The organism is Pseudomonas sp. 11/12A (assembly GCF_000800055.1).
Lineage (GTDB): Bacteria > Pseudomonadota > Gammaproteobacteria > Pseudomonadales > Pseudomonadaceae > Aquipseudomonas > Aquipseudomonas mohnii.
This window is the reverse complement of record NZ_JUGV01000001.1, coordinates 104,440-123,038: the sequence shown is the minus strand read 5'-3', so window position 1 is coordinate 123,038 and position 18,599 is coordinate 104,440. Positions and strand designations below refer to the sequence as shown.

The window sequence follows — 18,599 nt, the reverse complement described above, 5'->3', positions numbered from 1 at the left end:
TACAATGCTCCGTCATTTCTCGTCATCAGCAACCGACAACGGCCAACCATGCGCACCAGTCAATTTTTGCTCGCCACACAGAAAGAAACGCCTTCCGATGCGGTCGTGATCAGCCACCAGCTGATGCTGCGCGCCGGCATGATCCGCAAACTCGCCTCGGGCCTGTATACCTGGCTGCCGATGGGCTTGCGAGTAATGCGCAAGGTCGAAGCCGTCGTTCGTGAAGAAATGAACGCTGCCGGCTCGCTTGAAGTGTTGATGCCGAGCACTCAACCGGCAGAGCTGTGGCAGGAATCCGGTCGCTGGGAGGAGTACGGCCCTGAATTGCTGCGCTTCAAGGATCGCCACGGTCGTGACTTCTGTGCCGGCCCGACCCACGAAGAAGTCATCACCGATCTGATGCGCAACGAGCTGAGCAGCTACAAACAGCTGCCGATCAACCTCTACCAGATCCAGACCAAATTCCGTGACGAAATCCGCCCACGCTTCGGTTTGATGCGCGGCCGCGAATTCATCATGAAGGACGCCTATTCGTTCCACGCTGACCAGCCATCGCTGCAGATCACCTACGACCGCATGCATCAGGCGTACTGCAACGTGTTCACCCGCCTGGGCCTGAAATTCCGCCCGGTTGAAGCCGATAACGGCTCCATCGGCGGTGCCGGCTCCCATGAATTCCACGTACTGGCCGAGTCCGGCGAAGACGATATCGTCTTCAGCAACGGTTCCGACTACGCCGCGAACATCGAGAAAGCCGAAGCCGTACCGCGCGAAACCTCCCGCGCAGCACCGACTGAAGAACTGCGCCTGGTCGACACCCCGAACGCCAAGACCATCGCGCAGCTGGTCGAAGGCTTCAACCTGCCGATCGAGAAGACCATCAAGACCCTGGTGGTTCACGCTGAAGAGAAAGGCAAGCTGATTGCCCTGATCATCCGTGGCGACCACGAACTGAACGAAATCAAGGCTGCTAACCAACCGGGCGTTGCCAGCCCGCTGGTCATGGCTTCCGAAACCGAACTGCGCGACGCCATCGGCGCCGGCGCCGGCTCCCTCGGCCCGCTGAACCTGCCGCTGCCAATGATCATCGACCGCTCGGTCGAGCTGATGAGCGACTTCGGCATCGGTGCGAACATCGACGACAAGCACTATTTCGGCGTGAACTGGGAACGCGACCTGCCGGTTCCGACCGTTGCCGACCTGCGTAACGTCGTCAGCGGCGACCCAAGCCCGGATGGCAAAGGCACCCTGGAAATCAAGCGCGGCATCGAAGTCGGGCATATCTTCCAGCTGGGCAACAAGTACAGCAAAGCGATGAAGTGCGAAGTGCTGGGCGAGAACGGTAAGCCGATCACCCTGGAAATGGGCTGCTACGGCATTGGCGTGTCCCGCGTGGTTGCGGCTGCCATCGAGCAGAACAACGACGAAAAAGGGATTATCTGGAGTGACGCGCTCGCGCCGTTCCAGATCGCCCTGGTACCACTGCGCTATGAAACCGACCTGGTTCGCGAAGCTACCGACAAGCTGTATGCAGAACTGACTGCAGCCGGCTTCGAAGTACTGCTGGACGACCGCGACAAGAAAACCAGCCCGGGCATCAAGTTCGCGGACATGGAGCTGATCGGCATTCCTCACCGGATCGTGGTCAGTGACCGCGGCCTCGCCGAAGGCAACCTGGAATACAAGAGCCGTACCGAGGCCGAGCCGCAAGCGCTGCCGGTCGCTGACGTACTGTCTTTCCTGCAGGCCCGTATCCGCCGCTGAAACCAGATAGAGACGTCATGTTCAAGCGAAACACCTTAGGCCTCGGTGGTGCCGCCCTGTGCGGCACCCTGCTGGTCAGCGGCTGTGCCAATCACATGTCACAACGCAGCGAGCACGAGGAACGTGTCGAGCGCAAATTGCTCGATCACAGCCTGCAGATCGATGTCGGTGAGCCCAAGGTGCTTGAGCTCCCGCAACGCCGGGTAAAGATCCACGAGCAGAAGACCTTCGAAGTCACCGAGTTCGAAGTCACCCGTCATTACGATCGCTATACGCCTTATCAACCCTGGCGGGAGATCTACGAGATCCCGCTGGGTGCAGTGGCGGTGGTGGGCGGCGTGGGCGCGAACGTGGTTAACGTGTTTGCCCTGGGCAATCTTCCCGACAGCATGACCAAGGACTGGCTCAGCTACGGTTTCGCGGGACTCAACCCGTTCATGAACGTCCAATCCAACGGTCGTGCGCAACAGAACCTGGCCGGTATCGATGAAGTCCAGCGCGACAAGCGCAAGGAATACTCGAGCCTGCCGTGGAGCGAGCGCCCGGTCGAGGTCAAGGCCGGCAAGGAAACCTTCGAGCTGACCACCGACAAAAACGGCGTCTTGCGCCTGAATCTGCTGGACAGCCCGTTCGCCGAATATGACCTCAATCATCTGGGCAAGCTGCAGATCAGCGTCGATGACTCAAAGGGCGATGTGCATAGCGATTCTTCCCTCGCGCTCAGCAGCACGCTGCGCGGCAAATTGCTCGAAGCTCATGGCCTGATTTACGACGACCTCGAAGACGACGAAGTGAGCCAATGGGTACACCGGGTCAAACGCCTGTCGGAACTGGGGCTGGAGGAAGAAGCCAGTGAACTGGAACAAAGCCTGATTGAACTGACCCGTAACGATCCTGAACTGCAGACCGAATTCCTCAAGTCACTGACCAAGGATGCCGGACGACTGGTAGCAGATCCGGGGCCGAACTAAACGCTCAGAGCATCGCGGGCAAATCGAATCGCCCGCGAAGGCGTCTGACAGGTACCTTGGGACTACCGCTCAAACAATTCCATCTGCTCGAACCCGCCGCGCAAATCCTCCAGCCTCACTCCCACACCCAACAATCGCACCGGCTTACCGCCGCGATTGAACGCCTGGGTCAGCATCAACTGATAACTGCCCAAATCCCGCCCTGCCCCGGCCTGCTCCAGTGTGGTTTGGGTAAAGTCATGAAACTTCACTTTGACGAACGGCTTGCCTGGCCGATAGCTGCTGTCGATTCGCTCCATGCGGGTTTTCAGGGTTTCCAGCAGTTCTGGCAACTTATCCAGGCAACTCCGCAAATCGGGCAGATCGACATCGTAGGTATTTTCGACACTGATCGACTGTCGGCGACTGTCGTTATGCACCAGGCGTTCGTCAATCCCACGGGCCAGACTCCAGAGTCGCTCACCAAAACTGCCGAATTCCCGCACCAGCGCCAACTTTTCCCACTCGCGCAATTGCAGACAATCGGCAATTCCGAGTTTGGCCAACTTATCCGCAGTGACCTTGCCGACCCCGTGCAACTTGTTCACCGGCAAGCCGCTGACAAAGTCTTCGATCTGATCCGGCGTGATGACAAACAAACCGTTGGGTTTTTTCCAGTCGCTGGCGATTTTGGCCAAAAATTTGTTCGGCGCCACGCCTGCTGAAACGGTGATATGCAACTGATTGGACACTCGTCGGCGAATATCCTGGGCAATTCGCGTGGCACTGCCACCGAAATGCGCGCTGTCCGACACATCGAGATAGGCCTCATCCAGGGAAAGCGGCTCGATGATGTCGGTGTAATCGCTAAAAATCGTGTGAATTTCCTTGGATGCTTCTCTGTAGGCATCCATTCGCGGCCTGACGATGGTCAGGTCCGGGCACAGCTTCAACGCATGCCCGGAGGACATCGCCGAGCGCACACCGTAAGCCCGCGCTTCGTAATTACAGGTCGCGATCACTCCACGCCGATCCGCCGACCCACCGACCGCCAGGGGTTTACCGGCCAGGCGCGGGTCGTCACGCATCTCGATGGCGGCGTAGAAACAGTCACAATCGACGTGGATGATTTTTCGCTGGGTCATATCAACGCGGTGTTCAGGGTGAAGAAACGGCGTCATGCCGTGTCAGACGGGCAGTATCTCACTGACACCTGTATATAGCACCAGTAGTCGGAATGTTCTTTTCCAATCGTAGGAAAGCCACCGACAAATTTATTTTTTCAATCGAATTACTTACGCCAATAGAGCTGAAAGCCTTGCCGCGCCTGCCTTCCAGCCCTGCCACATACCGTCAAAAGCAAGCTAAGCGATTGAACAGAAACAGGTTTTATCGAAATTTATGATTGACACGCTGACGTATCTCTATAGAATGCCGATCCACAGACGCGGGATGGAGCAGTCTGGTAGCTCGTCGGGCTCATAACCCGAAGGTCGTCGGTTCAAATCCGGCTCCCGCAACCAAACATCAAAAAAGGCTACTCGAAAGAGTGGCCTTTTTTGTGCGTGCCTGTTTTGTGCAGAAGGCGCACCATAAGGGCACGCATCAGCGCCACGGCAAACCAGAAATCGTTCTGATTCCGAAACTTAAGCCTCACCTGCGACCGTTCGCCGCGTTTTTGCGTTTATTTGACCTGGTTCAGGATTAACGGTTGACACCCCGGCGTATCTCTATAGAATGCCGCCACACAGACGCGGGATGGAGCAGTCTGGTAGCTCGTCGGGCTCATAACCCGAAGGTCGTCGGTTCAAATCCGGCTCCCGCAACCAAACATCAAAAAAGGCTACTCGAAAGAGTGGCCTTTTTTGTATCTGTTGAAAAAACCCTTTCGCAACAATGATCTGTCACTGTGTAGTGAGCCGTCCGGGGCCACCGATGCGCTGAGTTCCGACTATGCTCAATCGCAGACTTGGCCCTCTACGACTGATGACGTGCCGTCGCCGAGAGCCGGTGATAGGCGTTAATATTTGTGATTATTTTTTTCTACAGGGATTGGTAACTTGGCTGGATACCCCCATCCTGTCGCGCACAATCCAAGAGGTGATTGATGCGCGCCAACTCGTCTGATTCACAAGACACCGTCACAGCGACACAACCGATCAAGGCGGAGCGCCTGCGCCTGCTCGATCTGGTCAGCAAATACCGTCAGCCCATCGGCTTGGCGGTGACCCTGCTGCTGTTCGCGATCGCGCTGATTGCCTGCCGTCATTTGTTGAGCGAGCTCGATCTGGACGCTCTGCACGACTCGATCCTCGACGTTCCCAAACCCGCATTGCTGGGCGCTCTTGGCGCTACCGTGGTGGGTTTCATCATTTTGCTGGGTTACGAATGGTCGGCCAGTCGCTACGCCGGCGTGAACCTGGCGCCGCGAACCCTGGCACTGGGAGGCTTCACCGCATTCGCCATTGGTAATGCCATCGGCCTTTCGATGCTGTCGGGCGGTTCGGTTCGCTACCGTCTATATGCGCGTCACGGTCTGGGGGCCTCCGAGGTCGCCCACATGACCTTGTTCGCCAGCCTCTCGCTAGGGTGCGCCCTGCCACCGCTCGCCGCGCTGGCGACGCTCAGCGACCTGCCAGCGGCCTCCGGTGCATTGGGTCTATCCGAAATCTTGCTGGGTGCCGTAGCCACTGCCGTATTACTACTGTTTTCGGTACTGGCCATCGGCATCTACCGTCGTCGCTTGCCGGAACAACCTTACGCGGACAACCTGATGGTCAAGGTCGGGCGTCGCACCTTGCGCCTGCCGGGGCGTCGCCTGACCTTCCTGCAATTGATCATCACAGCCCTGGACGTTGCCGCCGCCGCCACCGTGCTTTACTTGCTGCTGCCGGAAGCACCGCCCTTCGGCGCCTTTCTGCTGGTCTACCTGCTGGCCCTGGCCGCTGGCGTACTCAGCCACGTGCCGGGTGGTGTCGGTGTATTCGAGGCGATTTTGCTGGCCGCGTTTTCCGACAAACTCGGAGCCGCGCCACTGGCCGCCGCCCTGCTGCTGTATCGCCTGATCTACGTCGTACTGCCGATGCTGGTGGCCTGCCTGTTGTTGCTGATCAACGAAGGTCAGCGCGTATTCCAGACGCGCCAGTCCCTAAGGGCGGCATCGGGCCTGGCTGCGCCGATTCTGGCGGTGCTGGTGTTCCTGTCCGGCGTGGTGCTGTTGTTTTCAGGCGCCACGCCGGAAATCGACACCCGACTGGAACACATCGGTTTTCTGATTCCCCATCGACTGGTCGATGCCTCGCACTTTGGCGCCAGCCTGATCGGCGTGCTATGCCTGTTGCTGGCCCAGGGCCTGCGTCGTCGACTGTCGGCCGCGTGGATGCTGACCACTATTCTGTTGCTGGTGGGCGCCCTGCTTTCGCTGCTCAAGGGCTTCGACTGGGAAGAAGCCTGCCTGATGACCCTGACCGCCGCTTTGCTGGGGGTTTTCCGGCGTTCGTTCTATCGCCCCAGCCGCCTGACGGAGGTGCCGTTCTCACCACTCTATCTGGTGGCCAGCCTGTGCGTGTTGGGCGCCTCGATGTGGCTGCTGCTGTTTGCCTATCAGGACGTTCCGTACAGCCATCAACTCTGGTGGCAGTTCACCCTCGATGCCGACGCACCCCGCGGCTTGCGCTCGTTGCTCGGTGCCGCCGTGCTGCTGGTTGTGGTGTCCCTGACTTGGCTGCTGCGCACTGCGCGCCCGGTCATCCACCTGCCGACCCCCGATGAACTGGAGCGCGCCAGCAAGATTCTGATGGCCTCGGCGCAACCCGATGGCGGCCTGGCGCTGACCGGCGACAAGGCACTGCTGTTTCACCCCAACGACGAGGCGTTCCTGATGTACGCCCGCCGTGGCCGCAGCCTGGTGGCGCTGTATGACCCGATCGGTCCGGGCCAGCAACGAGCGGAAATGATCTGGCAGTTCCGTGACCTGTGCGACATCCACCACGCCCGCCCCGTGTTTTATCAAGTGCGCGCGGAGAACCTGCCGTACTACATGGACATCGGCCTGACTGCGATAAAACTTGGCGAAGAAGCCCGTGTGGATCTGCATCGCTTCGATCTCGAAGCCAAAGGCAAAGAGATGAAGGACCTGCGCTACACCTGGAACCGTGGCACACGCGACGGCCTGTCGCTGGAGATCTTCGAGCCGGGCCAGGCGCCGATGGATGAGCTTAAGGTGATATCCGATGCCTGGCTGACCGGCAAGAATGTACGCGAGAAAGGCTTTTCCCTTGGCCGCTTCAGCGATGACTACCTCAAGCATTTCCGCATTGCGGTGATTCGTTTCGAAGGACGCCCGGTGGCATTCGCCAACCTGCTAGAGACCTATAGCCATGACCTGGCCAGCCTCGACCTGATGCGCGCGCACCCGGACGCACCCAAACTGACCATGGAATTCATGATGGTCGGCCTGATTCAGCATTATAAAAATCATGGATATGCGCGCTTCAGCCTGGGCATGGTGCCATTGTCAGGGTTACAACCCCGTCGCGGCGCCCCGTTGACCCAGCGCCTGGGCTCGATGGTTTTCCGCCGTGGTGAGCAGCTCTACAACTTCCAAGGCTTGCGCCGCTTCAAAGACAAGTTCCAGCCAGACTGGGAACCCCGTTATATGGCCGTGCCCGCCGGACTCGATCCGCTGGTTGCCCTGGCCGATACTGCTGCCCTGATCGCGGGCGGCTTGACTGGATTGGTGAAACGCTGATGATTCAACGCTCCTTGCGGTACGTCCTGGGCACACTGGTGGTGCTGGCCCTGATTCTCGGTGGTGGCTACTGGTACCTGAAACGTCCGGCACCGGAACCGACCCTCGAACTGTTGACCCCGGCCGATGGCGCGGCGATGACCCGCGTCATTCCCGGGACCACGCCACACGCCCAGGTGCTGGTGGCGGTCACCGAGGAACAGAAGCTCAGCGACAAACAATTGATGACCCTGAGCCGCAGCGGCTCAGCGCAGATTGTTCAAGTGATCCTGCCCAAGGACTGCCTGCTGCAAAGCCGCGCCCTGCAGTCGGGCTTGAGAGAACTCAAAGGCCCGGCAACCCTGGTCAGCGGCATCGGCCCCGGTGCGGTACTCGCCTGGCGCTGGTTGTCCGAACAGAAAAACGACAAGGCCCAGGCTGTCTCGGTCGACCTGGCCCTGGAAAAGGGTGGCTGCACGCACCTGCTGCCAAAAAGCGCCTCCCACGGCCATTGGCTGGTGGCGTGGAACGACAACCCGGATGACACCAGTGCCGGCTTCGTGCGCGACCAGCCCAACGCCGAAACCAGCATCAGCGACTACGACATCAACCTGCCGCAAGTGCTGAACAACGAACTGCGCAAGATCTTGGTCGGTGGCGACAAGGCCTCGGGCGGCCTGCAGATTCCTGTGGTTGAAGTGCCGGCCGGCCAGGCCAAGGACACCGTGACCCTGTTCCTGTCCGGAGATGGTGGCTGGCGTGACCTCGACCGCGACGTGGCGGGCGAAATGGCGAAGATCGGCTACCCCGTGGTCGGCATCGATACCCTGCGCTACTACTGGCAGCACAAAAGCCCTGAGCAAAGCGCCCTGGACCTTGCCGAGCTGATGCAGCACTACCGGCAGAAATGGGGCACCAAGCGCTTCATCCTCACCGGCTACTCGTTTGGTGCCGATGTGTTGCCTGCGATCTACAACCGCCTGGCGGAGTCCGAGCAGCAGCGCGTCGACGCGATCATCCTGCTGGCCTTCGCCCGCACCGGCAGCTTTGAGATCGAAGTCGAAGGCTGGCTTGGCAACGCCGGCAAGGAAGCCGCCACCGGCCCGGAAATGGCCAAGTTGCCTGCCGCCAAAGTGGTGTGCATCTACGGTGAAGAAGAAGTCGACGAAAGCGGCTGCACCGACAAGACCGCCGTGGGCGAAGCCATCAAACTGCCTGGCGGTCACCACTTCGACGAGAACTACCCAGCCCTGGCCAAGCGCCTGGTGGACATCATCATAAAACGCCAGGCCAAGGAAGAGGCGACGGCGCAGGAGTGATGTAAGCCGAGCAAACAAAAAAGCCCCTACCGCTGCATAAGCGTGGGGGCTTTTTCATTTCAGCAGGTACTACTTATCCTGTGTGGGAGCGAGGCTGCTCGCTCCCACAGGGTATCCGCGCAAGGTTCATTCAATTGCCAGACAACAAAAAGCCCCCGATACCGCAAGGCACCGGGGGCTTTTGATTCAGGCTTACATCTCGACCTGAGTACCCAGCTCGATCACCCGGTTCAGCGGCAGATTGAAGAAGCGCAGGTTGCCGTTGGCGTTTTTCAACATAAAGGCGAACAGCGCCTCACGCCAGCGGGCCATGCCTTCGATTTTAGAGGCGATGACCGTCTCACGACTGAGGAAGTAGGTCGTGCGCATCGGACTGAAGTCCAGCTCATCCAGATGGCACAACTTCAGCGCTTGCGGTACGTCCGGCTCGTCAGTGAAACCGAAGTGCAGGATCACGCGGAAGAAACCCTCACCATAGGCGTCGACCTCGAACCGTCGTGATGAGGGCACACGCGGGATGTCCTCATACACCACCGTCAGCAGCACCACTTGCTCGTGCAGCACCTGGTTATGCAACAGATTGTGCAACAACGCGTGAGGCACGGCGTCTGGCCGCGCCGTGAGGAATACGGCGGTGCCCTGAACACGATGCGGTGGTTGTACGGCGATACTGCTGATGAAAATCGGCAGCGGCAGGCCGCCCTCGTCCAGCCGATCCACCAGCAACTCTTTGCCGCGCTTCCAGGTGGTCATCAGGACAAACAACACGATCCCCGCCAGAACCGGGAAGGCACCACCCTGAATGATTTTTGGCACGTTGGCGGCAAAAAACAGGCCGTCCACCAGCAGAAAGCCCACCAGGATTGGCACCGCCAGCACGGGTGGCCATTTCCACAACAACAGCATCACAGCGGAGACCAGAATACTGGTGATCAGCATGGTTCCGGTTACCGCCACGCCATAGGCCGAGGCCAACGCGCCGGAGGATTCAAAGCCAAGCACCAGCAGGATCACGCCAACCATCAGCGCCCAGTTCACCGCACCAATGTAGATCTGCCCCTGCTCGGCACTGGAGGTGTGCTGAATGTGCATGCGCGGGATATATCCCAGTTGAATCGCCTGACGAGTCAACGAGAACGCGCCAGAGATCACTGCTTGCGAAGCAATCACCGTGGCCAGGGTCGCCAACACCACCAGCGGGATCAACGCCCAGCTCGGCGCCAACAGGTAGAACGGGTTGCGCGCTGCGTCCGGGTTTTCCAGCAGCAAGGCGCCCTGGCCAAAGTAGTTGAGCACCAGCGCCGGCAGCACCAGGGCGAACCAGGCACGAGCGATCGGCTTGCGGCCGAAGTGGCCCATGTCAGCGTACAACGCTTCGGCACCGGTCAAGGCCAGCACCACAGCGCCCAGGATGGCAACACCCATGCCCGGATGCACCATGAAGAACCGCACGCCCCACATCGGGTTCAGCGCGCTAAGGACTTCCGGGTGCTGCACAATACCGTTGGCGCCAAGCACACCCAGCACCACGAACCACAGCACCATGACTGGGCCGAACAGCTTGCCGATTCGGTCTGTACCGTGCTTCTGGATCAGAAACAACGCCACGAGCACGAGCAGTGCCAAGGGCACCACCCAGCGATCCAGGCCCTCGAATGCCAATTCCATACCCTCCACCGCCGACAACACGGAAATCGCCGGGGTGATCATACTGTCGCCATAAAACAGCGCCGCGCCGATCAGTCCCAGAATCACCAGCACTGATCGCAGCTTCGGATAGGGCGATGAGGCGCGACGAGCAAGCGCCGTCAGCGCCATGATCCCGCCTTCGCCCTGGTTGTCTGCCCGCAGAATAAACAGCACGTACTTGATCGAAACAACCCAGACCAGCGACCAAAAAATCAGCGCCAGAATCCCAAATACACCGTCATGATTGACCGGAACTCCATAGTGGCCTGTAAACACCTCTTTGAGGGTGTACAGCGGGCTCGTGCCGATATCGCCATATACCACCCCAACCGCCGCGACCAGCATGCCGATCGGCTTTGCCGTCGAATGCCCGGCGCCCGCAGCCTGACTACTTGCCTGACCCATCCACCACTCCTACTACCCAGACCCGGGCTTCTTTTGAAGAAGCACTATGCTTTGTCGTGCAGCATGCGCTGTTTTACTTCGCGTTACAGACGTTTTGATGACTGTAAAAATTCGGTAAAGCCTAACGGCGCGAAGCATAGCGCAGCACTCGTCGTATTTCCCTGCATAAAGCTGGTCAAGTGCGCTTGCCATCGCTAGAATTGCGCACTTTTTGATCAGAGGCGCGATAAAGCGTCCATCTGTCGCCTTGCCGATCATGGCTGGAGGCGTCACAAAATACCGAGGTTAGACATGTCCACCACTCCTGCGCCGGCCAATCCCAAGGTTGGCTTCGTATCCCTGGGTTGCCCGAAAGCACTGGTCGACTCCGAGCGCATCCTTACCCAGCTGCGCATGGAAGGCTATGACGTCGTGTCCACTTATCAGGATGCGGACGTAGTGGTCGTCAATACCTGTGGCTTCATCGATTCGGCCAAGGCGGAATCCCTGGAAGTGATCGGCGAAGCCATCAAGGAAAACGGCAAGGTCATCGTGACCGGTTGCATGGGCGTCGAAGAAGGCAATATCCGCAACGTGCACCCGAGCGTGCTGGCCGTGACAGGCCCGCAGCAGTACGAGCAAGTGGTCAACGCCGTGCATGACGTCGTGCCTCCGAGACAGGATCACAACCCGCTGATCGACCTGGTACCGCCTCAAGGGATCAAACTGACCCCGCGCCACTACGCCTACCTGAAGATTTCCGAAGGCTGCAACCACAGCTGCAGCTTCTGCATCATCCCGTCGATGCGCGGCAAACTGGTCAGCCGTCCAGTGGGTGATGTGCTCGACGAAGCCCAGCGCCTGGTCAAATCCGGCGTCAAGGAGCTGCTGGTGATCTCCCAGGACACCAGCGCCTACGGCGTCGACGTGAAATACCGCACCGGATTCTGGAACGGCGCGCCGGTGAAAACCCGCATGACCGAACTCTGCGAGGCCCTCAGCACCCTGGGCGTCTGGGTTCGTCTGCACTACGTCTACCCGTACCCGCACGTCGATGAGTTGATCCCGCTGATGGCCGACGGCAAGATCCTGCCGTACCTGGACATCCCGTTCCAGCACGCCAGCCCGAAAGTCCTCAAGGCAATGAAACGCCCGGCGTTCGAAGACAAAACCCTGGCGCGTATCAAGAACTGGCGCGAGATCTGCCCGGACCTGATCATCCGTTCGACCTTCATCGTCGGCTTCCCCGGCGAAACCGAAGAAGACTTCCAATACCTGCTGAACTGGCTGACCGAAGCGCAGCTCGACCGCGTCGGCTGCTTCCAGTATTCGCCGGTCGAAGGCGCTCCCGCCAACGATCTGGATCTGGAAGTCGTCCCGGACGAGGTCAAACAGGATCGCTGGGAGCGCTTCATGGCGCACCAGCAGGCGATCAGCTCGGCGCGCCTGCAACTGCGCATCGGCCGTGAAATCGAAGTGCTGGTCGATGAGGTCGACGAGCAAGGCGCAGTCGGCCGCTGCTTCTTCGATGCCCCGGAAATTGATGGCAACGTGTTCATCGACAACGGCAGCAACCTGAAGCCGGGCGACAAGGTCTGGTGCAAAGTGACCGACGCCGACGAATATGACCTGTGGGCTGAACAGATCTAAGCGCCAAAAATACGAAAAGCCCCGCTCTCTTGACGAGATGCGGGGCTTTTTTACGGCTATCGTTTTATGAAGAACGGATTTCTCTTCCCTCACAACCGGTTGAAAAAAGAAGGAGCAGTCAGGCATGCGCCAACATTCGGTCATCCATACGCCGAAACTGAGCGACTACGAAGAACTGACACGGGTTTGGGAGGCTTCGGTACGGGCCACCCATGACTTTCTGCCAGAGAGCTACATCGAATTGCTGAAAAACCTGGTGCTGACCCGCTACCTCGACGCGGTCATGCTGATCTGCACCAAAGACCCACGCCAGCGCATTACCGGATTCGCCGGGGTCGCGGCAGGCAAGATCGAAATGCTTTTCATCGACCCCGCACACCGCGGCCAGGGCTTGGGCAAGCAGTTGCTGCGCTACGCCATGGAGCACCTGAATGCCGATGAACTGGACGTCAACGAACAGAACCCGCAAGCCCTCGGTTTTTACTTTAAACAGGGCTTCGAAGTCATTGGACGCTCTGAAGTCGACGGCATGGGGCAGCCGTATCCGCTGTTGCATATGCGGATGCGCCAAAACCAGCAGCGCTCACGACTTGGCTGACACCACACGGAACGACAAGCCAGCGCCTACAAAAAGCCCCTGCGGCAAAATGGTTCCGGGATTAACCGGCGCCAGGCAGGTACAATGCCCACCCCTTTTTTGTTACGGCCTTGTCATGACTGACCCGATTCGACTCTCCAAACGCCTCATCGAACTCGTCGGCTGCTCCCGTCGGGAGGCTGAGCTGTTCATCGAGGGCGGCTGGGTCACCGTCGACGGCGAAGTCATCGATGAACCGCAATTCAAGGTTGGCGACCAGAAAGTCGAACTCGACAAGGATGCCAAGGCTAGCGCGCCGGAGCCGGTGACCCTTCTGCTCAACGTGCCTGCCGGCATGGATGCGCAAACCGCCATGGCGACCATTAGCGCCGAAACCCTGAGCGAGGAGCACCGCTACGGCAAACGCCCGCTCAAGGGTCACTTCCTGCGCCTGACCGCCAGCACCGACCTGCAAGCCAATGCCAGCGGCTTGCTGGTGTTCACCCAGGACTGGAAGATCCTGCGCAAACTCACCGCCGACGCGAGCAAGATCGAGCAGGAATACGTGGTCGAGGTCGAGGGCGACATGGTTGACCACGGCCTCAATCGCTTGCAGCACGGCCTGACCTACAAGGGCAAGGAGCTGCCACCGGTGAAGGCCAGTTGGCAGAACGAAAACCGCCTGCGGTTCGCCATGAAGAACCCGCAACCAGGCGTGATCGCCCTGTTCTGCCAGGCTGTCGGCCTGAAGGTCGTGGCCATCCGCCGCATCCGTATCGGCGGTGTGTCCATCGGCAAAGTGCCCTTGGGGCAATGGCGCTACCTGACCGGCAAAGAGAAGTTCTAAGACGCTCACGCCGCCCTACATTTCGGCATCGCTGTTTTCTGCGACGCCCATAGCTGAATTATCAGGATTGCTCACATGATTCATAACGACGTACTGCGCAGCGTGCGCTACATGCTGGACATCAGCGACAAGAAAGTCATCGAGATCATCAAGCTCGGCGGCATGGACGTGGCCCTGGCCGACCTGGTGAGCTACCTCGACAAGAAAGAGGAAGACGAAGAAGGCTTCGTACGCTGCCCGGACGAAGTCATGGCGCATTTCCTCGATGGCCTGGTGATCTTCAAGCGCGGCAAGGACGAAAGCCGTCCACCGCAGCCAATCGAAGTGCCAGTGACCAACAACATCATCCTGAAAAAGCTGCGCGTGGCCTTCGAACTGAAAGAAGACGACATGCACGCGATTCTCAAGGCCGCCGAGTTCCCGGTGTCCAAACCTGAGTTGAGCGCCCTGTTCCGCAAGTTCGGCCACACCAACTATCGCCCGTGCGGCGACCAGTTGCTGCGCAATTTCCTTAAGGGGCTCACTCTTCGAGTGAGAGCCTGAAGCAGCTGCAAGCTACAAGCCGCAAGCGGACAGGGCCCGGCTTGTAGCTTGTAGCTTGTAGCTTGTAGCCGGGCCGTATACCCCCCCATTCCGCACAAAAATAGTGGCTCCGCTTCCAGCGGTTGACGACTAGGGTGTTAAGACCTTCAGTTCTCAGGACTCGCCATGCACCCCTACTTTTCCCTGCAAGGCCGCACCGCACTGGTGACCGGCGGCACTCGCGGTATCGGCAAAATGATCGCCAAGGCCTATGTCGAGGCGGGCGCTACCGTTTACGTCTGCGCCCGAGATGCCGAAGCCTGCCTGCAAACGGCTGATGAGCTCGGCGCACTTGGCCGCTGTCACGCCGTCGCCGCCAACCTGGCCACGGAAGAAGGCGTGCAGCAACTGGCCGCACGCTTGAGCGAGCAGATCGGCCACCTCGATATTCTGGTGAACAACGCAGGTACGACCTGGGGCGCGCCACTGGAGAGTTACCCGGTCAAGGGCTGGGAAAAGGTCATGCAGCTCAATGTGACGTCGGTGTTCAATTGCATCCAGCAATTTCTGCCACTGTTGCGCAAGGCCGGCTCACCGGCGAATCCGGCCCGGATCATCAACATCGGTTCGGTTGCAGGAATTTCGTCCTTCGGTGAACAAGCCTATGCCTACGGACCGAGCAAGGCGGCCCTGCATCAACTGTCACGCATTCTGGCGCGGGAGCTGGTGAGCCAGCACATCAACGTCAACGTGATCGCACCGGGACGTTTTCCGAGCAAGATGACCCGGCACATCGGCAACGATGAGCAGGCATTGGCCGAAGATACCGCGTTGATTCCAATGAAGCGCTGGGGCCGGGAGGAAGAGATGGCGGCGCTGGCGATCAGTCTGGCGAGTACGGCGGGGGCTTACATGACTGGCAATATCATTCCGTTGGATGGGGGGTTCAGTCTCTGAAATTTGCGGCGTGGCCATCGCGGGCAAGCCACGCTCCCATAGGGTTCTTGAGCGAACACACAAGGCGCGCCCACTCCAATAACAGTGGGAGTGTGGCTTGCCCGCGATAGCAGACTCACAGTCTGCACCGATGCACGGGTTGATCGGGTTATCATTCCCGCCCCCATTCCGCTTCGATCCCACACCATGACCTACAGCGTTTCTCCCATCGGCTTCGTGCGTTCCTGCTTCAAGGAGAAGTTCGCCATCCCGCGCCAGCCGCAACTGGCACCGGCCGCACGCGGCGTGCTGGAGCTGGTGGCGCCATTCGATCAGGGCGATGCGGTGCAGGGTTTGGAACAGGTCAGCCACGTCTGGCTGCTGTTCCTGTTTCATCAAGCCCTGGAAGATAAACCACGACTGAAGGTCCGCCCGCCTCGCCTCGGCGGCAACAAATCCATGGGTGTGTTCGCCACCCGCGCGACCCACCGACCCAACGGCATTGGCCAGTCCGTAGTCAAACTGGACAAGGTCGAAGCCAATCGCTTGTGGATATCCGGCATAGACCTGCTGGACGGCACGCCGATTCTCGACATCAAGCCCTACGTGCCTTATGCCGACGTTATCGAGAACGCCACCAACACCATCGCCAGCGCCGCGCCACAGCTGATTCCTGTGCAATGGACGGACACCGCCCTGCAACAGGCCCATGGGCACGCTCAGCGCCTTCAGGAGCCCCTGGTCGAGCTGATCGAACAGTGCCTGGCGCAAGACCCTCGCCCGGCCTATCAGACGCCGGTACCGGAACGGGAGTACGGCGCGCAGTTCTGGGACCTGGACGTGCGTTGGCATTACCCGACACCGGAGCTGATCCGCGTGATCGAAGTCATTCCAGCAAAAGCTTGAACGCCGGAAACGAAAAAGCCCGCATGACCTTACCAGGCCATGCGGGCTTTTCAGATACGCTGCAAAACTACTGTAGGAGCGCGCCTACAGGTGACCTACGGTCACTTCTCGACGAACGCACGCTCGATCAGGTAGTCACCCGGTTCGCGCATCCGCGGCGACACTTTCAGGCCGAAGCTGTTCAGCACTTCGCTGGTCTCGTCGAGCATGCTCGGGCTGCCGCACAGCATGGCGCGGTCGTCCTGCGGGTTGATTGGCGGCAGACCGATGTCGCGGAACAGCTTGCCACTGCGCATCAGGTCGGTCAGGCGGCCTTCGTTCTCGAACGGCTCGCGGGTCACGGTCGGGTAGTAGATCAACTTCTCACGCAGCGCTTCGCCGAAGAACTCGTTCTGCGGCAAGTGCTCGGTGATGAATTCGCGGTACGCGACTTCATTGACGTAACGTACGCCGTGGCACAGGATCACTTTTTCGAAACGCTCGTAGGTTTCCGGATCCTGGATGACGCTCATGAACGGCGCCAGACCGGTACCGGTGCTGAGCAGGTACAGATGTTTGCCAGGCTTCAAGTCATCCAGCACCAGCGTGCCGGTAGGCTTCTTGCTGATGATGATCTCGTCGCCTTCCTTCAGGTGTTGCAACTGCGAAGTCAGCGGACCATCCGGTACCTTGATGCTGAAGAACTCGAGATGCTCTTCCCAGTTCGGGCTGGCAATCGAGTAAGCGCGCATAAGCGGGCGGCCATTGGGCTGTTGCAGGCCGATCATCACGAACTGACCGTTCTCGAAGCGCAGGCCCGGATCGCGGGTGCACTTGAAGCTGAACAGAGTGTCGTTCCAGTGGTGAACACTGAGGACACGCTCGTGGTTCATGTTGCTCATGTACGTGGGACTCCTGGAGATTGGTCTGCGCCCTGCCCTGCGAAAAAGAGCTGGCTTCGCGCAATTGCATCGCATTCTAAAGGCAGCGACAATATCTGTTAAATGGATTATTAAGATAAGGGTTATCGGTTATATAGATATGCGATTTACTCTCCGTCAACTTCAAGTATTTGTCGCCGTCGCCCAGCAGGAAAGCGTGTCCCGCGCTGCGGGCTTGCTCAATCTCTCGCAATCGGCGGCGAGCACCTCGATCACCGAGCTTGAGCGCCAATGCAGCTGCCAGCTGTTCGACCGCGCCGGCAAACGGCTGAGCCTCAATGCCCTTGGCAAGCAGCTGCTGCCGCAAGCCGTCGCCCTGCTGGATCAGGCCAAGGAAATCGAAGACCTGCTCAACGGCAAGTCCGGCTTCGGCTCTCTGGCGGTGGGCGCGACCCTCACCATCGGCAATTACCTGGCCACTTTGCTGATCGGCAGCTTCATGCAACGCCACCCGGAAAGCCAGGTAAAGCTGCACGTACAGAACACTGCCAATATTGTGCAACAAGTGGCCCACTACGAAATTGACCTGGGTCTAATCGAAGGCGACTGCAGCCATCCGGACATCGAAGTGCAGAGCTGGGTCGAGGATGAGCTGGTGGTGTTTTGCGCACCGCAGCATCCCTTGGCCAAACGCGGCACGGCGACCATGGATGAGTTGAGTCACGAAGCCTGGATTCTGCGCGAACAAGGCTCGGGCACGCGATTGACCTTCGATCAGGCGATGCGTCATCACCGAAGTTCGCTCAACATCCGTCTTGAGCTGGAACACACCGAAGCGATAAAACGCGCAGTGGAGTCTGGCCTGGGGATTGGTTGCATCTCGCGACTGGCGCTACGGGACGCATTCCGGCGCGGCAGCCTGGTGCCGGTGGAGACACCGGATCTGGACCTGGCGAGGCAGTTTTATTTCATCTGGCACAAACAGAAATACCAGACGTCGGCGATGCGTGAGTTTCTCGATCTCTGCCGCGCCTTCACCGCCGGGGTTCAGCGCAGCGACGAGATCGTGCTGCCGACAATCGCTTAAAGCAGAATCACGGCCCACACCAGCGCGATCATGCTCAACGCCACCAATTGCGCGGCACTGCCCATGTCTTTGGCGTTTTTCGACAACGGGTGCAATTCAAGGGAAATGCGGTCGATGGCTGCTTCCACTGCCGAATTGAGCAACTCGACTATCAAGGCCAGCAGGCAGACCGCAATCAGCAATGCCTGCTCGACACGGCTGACATTCAGGAAGAACGACAGCGGAATCAGGATGACGTTAAGCAACACCAACTGGCGAAAAGCGGCTTCGCCGGTGAAAGCTGCGCGCAGGCCGTCAAGGGAATAGCCGGAGGCGTTGAGGATGCGTTTCAGGCCGGTCTGGCCTTTGAAAGGTGACATAGAGTATGCAACTGACCAAA

Annotated in this window: 15 protein-coding genes and 2 tRNA genes; 13 read left to right on the top strand and 4 right to left on the bottom strand. The window is 59.3% G+C overall.

The features are described from left to right. Window positions 1–48: 48 nt before the first annotated feature. Window positions 49–1,764, top strand: a complete 1,716-nt coding sequence (locus tag GQ39_RS00560) for a proline--tRNA ligase (protein ID WP_047526389.1) — start codon at window positions 49–51, stop codon at window positions 1,762–1,764. 17 nt (window positions 1,765–1,781) lie between these two features. Further along, window positions 1,782–2,735 carry a hypothetical protein gene (locus GQ39_RS00555; RefSeq protein WP_047526388.1) on the top strand — a complete coding sequence of 318 codons (954 nt, stop codon included), beginning with the start codon at window positions 1,782–1,784 and terminating at the stop codon, window positions 2,733–2,735. Between the two features lie 62 nt (window positions 2,736–2,797). On the opposite strand, the gene dinB is transcribed toward GQ39_RS00555, so the two are convergent. After that, window positions 2,798–3,859, bottom strand: a complete 1,062-nt coding sequence (gene dinB, locus GQ39_RS00550; RefSeq protein WP_047526387.1) for a DNA polymerase IV — start codon at window positions 3,857–3,859, stop codon at window positions 2,798–2,800. A 301-nt stretch (window positions 3,860–4,160) separates the two neighbouring features. On the opposite strand from dinB, the gene GQ39_RS00545 reads away from it, so the two are divergent. From GQ39_RS00545 to GQ39_RS00530, 4 genes are all read left to right on the top strand, one after another. Further along, window positions 4,161–4,237, top strand: a tRNA-Met gene (locus GQ39_RS00545). Window positions 4,238–4,466: 229 nt separating this feature from the next. Beyond that, window positions 4,467–4,543: transfer RNA gene (locus tag GQ39_RS00540), tRNA-Met, on the top strand. A gap of 278 nt (window positions 4,544–4,821) precedes the next feature. Continuing rightward, window positions 4,822–7,464 carry a bifunctional lysylphosphatidylglycerol flippase/synthetase MprF gene (gene mprF / locus GQ39_RS00535; RefSeq protein ID WP_047526386.1) on the top strand — a complete coding sequence of 881 codons (2,643 nt, stop codon included), beginning with the start codon at window positions 4,822–4,824 and terminating at the stop codon, window positions 7,462–7,464. Continuing rightward, window positions 7,464–8,762: a virulence factor family protein gene (locus GQ39_RS00530; protein ID WP_047526383.1), complete on the top strand. Its 1,299-nt coding sequence runs from the start codon at window positions 7,464–7,466 to the stop codon at window positions 8,760–8,762. The genes mprF and GQ39_RS00530 overlap by 1 nt, the downstream gene beginning before the upstream one ends. A 192-nt stretch (window positions 8,763–8,954) precedes the next feature. On the opposite strand, the gene GQ39_RS00525 is transcribed toward GQ39_RS00530, so the two are convergent. Next, a complete protein-coding gene (locus GQ39_RS00525; RefSeq protein ID WP_047526382.1) occupies window positions 8,955–10,856 on the bottom strand; it encodes a potassium transporter Kup in 1,902 nt (633 codons plus the stop codon). A gap of 291 nt (window positions 10,857–11,147) precedes the next feature. On the opposite strand from GQ39_RS00525, the gene rimO reads away from it, so the two are divergent. From rimO to tsaA, 6 genes are all read left to right on the top strand, one after another. Further along, the gene (rimO, locus tag GQ39_RS00520) at window positions 11,148–12,485 is read left to right on the top strand and encodes a 30S ribosomal protein S12 methylthiotransferase RimO (RefSeq protein WP_047526380.1); all 1,338 of its coding nucleotides are present in this window, start codon (window positions 11,148–11,150) and stop codon (window positions 12,483–12,485) included. Between the two features lie 124 nt (window positions 12,486–12,609). Beyond that, window positions 12,610–13,083, top strand: a complete 474-nt coding sequence (locus GQ39_RS00515; protein ID WP_047526378.1) for a GNAT family N-acetyltransferase — start codon at window positions 12,610–12,612, stop codon at window positions 13,081–13,083. A 115-nt stretch (window positions 13,084–13,198) separates the two neighbouring features. Beyond that, window positions 13,199–13,909, top strand: a complete 711-nt coding sequence (locus tag GQ39_RS00510) for an rRNA pseudouridine synthase (RefSeq protein ID WP_047526376.1) — start codon at window positions 13,199–13,201, stop codon at window positions 13,907–13,909. 75 nt (window positions 13,910–13,984) lie between these two features. Next, window positions 13,985–14,452 (top strand): DUF1456 family protein, encoded by a 468-nt coding sequence (locus GQ39_RS00505; protein WP_047526374.1) that lies wholly within the window; start codon window positions 13,985–13,987, stop codon window positions 14,450–14,452. Between the two features lie 165 nt (window positions 14,453–14,617). Further along, window positions 14,618–15,388: an SDR family oxidoreductase gene (locus GQ39_RS00500; protein ID WP_047526372.1), complete on the top strand. Its 771-nt coding sequence runs from the start codon at window positions 14,618–14,620 to the stop codon at window positions 15,386–15,388. A 186-nt stretch (window positions 15,389–15,574) separates the two neighbouring features. After that, complete coding sequence (gene tsaA, locus GQ39_RS00495) at window positions 15,575–16,273, top strand: tRNA (N6-threonylcarbamoyladenosine(37)-N6)-methyltransferase TrmO (protein WP_047526371.1); 699 nt, start codon at window positions 15,575–15,577, stop codon at window positions 16,271–16,273. Between the two features lie 101 nt (window positions 16,274–16,374). On the opposite strand, the gene fpr is transcribed toward tsaA, so the two are convergent. Further along, window positions 16,375–17,154 carry a ferredoxin-NADP reductase gene (fpr, locus tag GQ39_RS00490; protein WP_047526369.1) on the bottom strand — a complete coding sequence of 260 codons (780 nt, stop codon included), beginning with the start codon at window positions 17,152–17,154 and terminating at the stop codon, window positions 16,375–16,377. Between the two features lie 139 nt (window positions 17,155–17,293). On the opposite strand from fpr, the gene GQ39_RS00485 reads away from it, so the two are divergent. Then, complete coding sequence (locus tag GQ39_RS00485) at window positions 17,294–18,220, top strand: LysR family transcriptional regulator (protein ID WP_033047456.1); 927 nt, start codon at window positions 17,294–17,296, stop codon at window positions 18,218–18,220. Here GQ39_RS00485 and GQ39_RS00480 read toward each other — a convergent pair. After that, the gene (locus GQ39_RS00480) at window positions 18,217–18,579 is read right to left on the bottom strand and encodes a diacylglycerol kinase (RefSeq protein WP_008153979.1); all 363 of its coding nucleotides are present in this window, start codon (window positions 18,577–18,579) and stop codon (window positions 18,217–18,219) included. The genes GQ39_RS00485 and GQ39_RS00480 overlap by 4 nt on opposite strands. Window positions 18,580–18,599 lie beyond the last annotated feature (20 nt).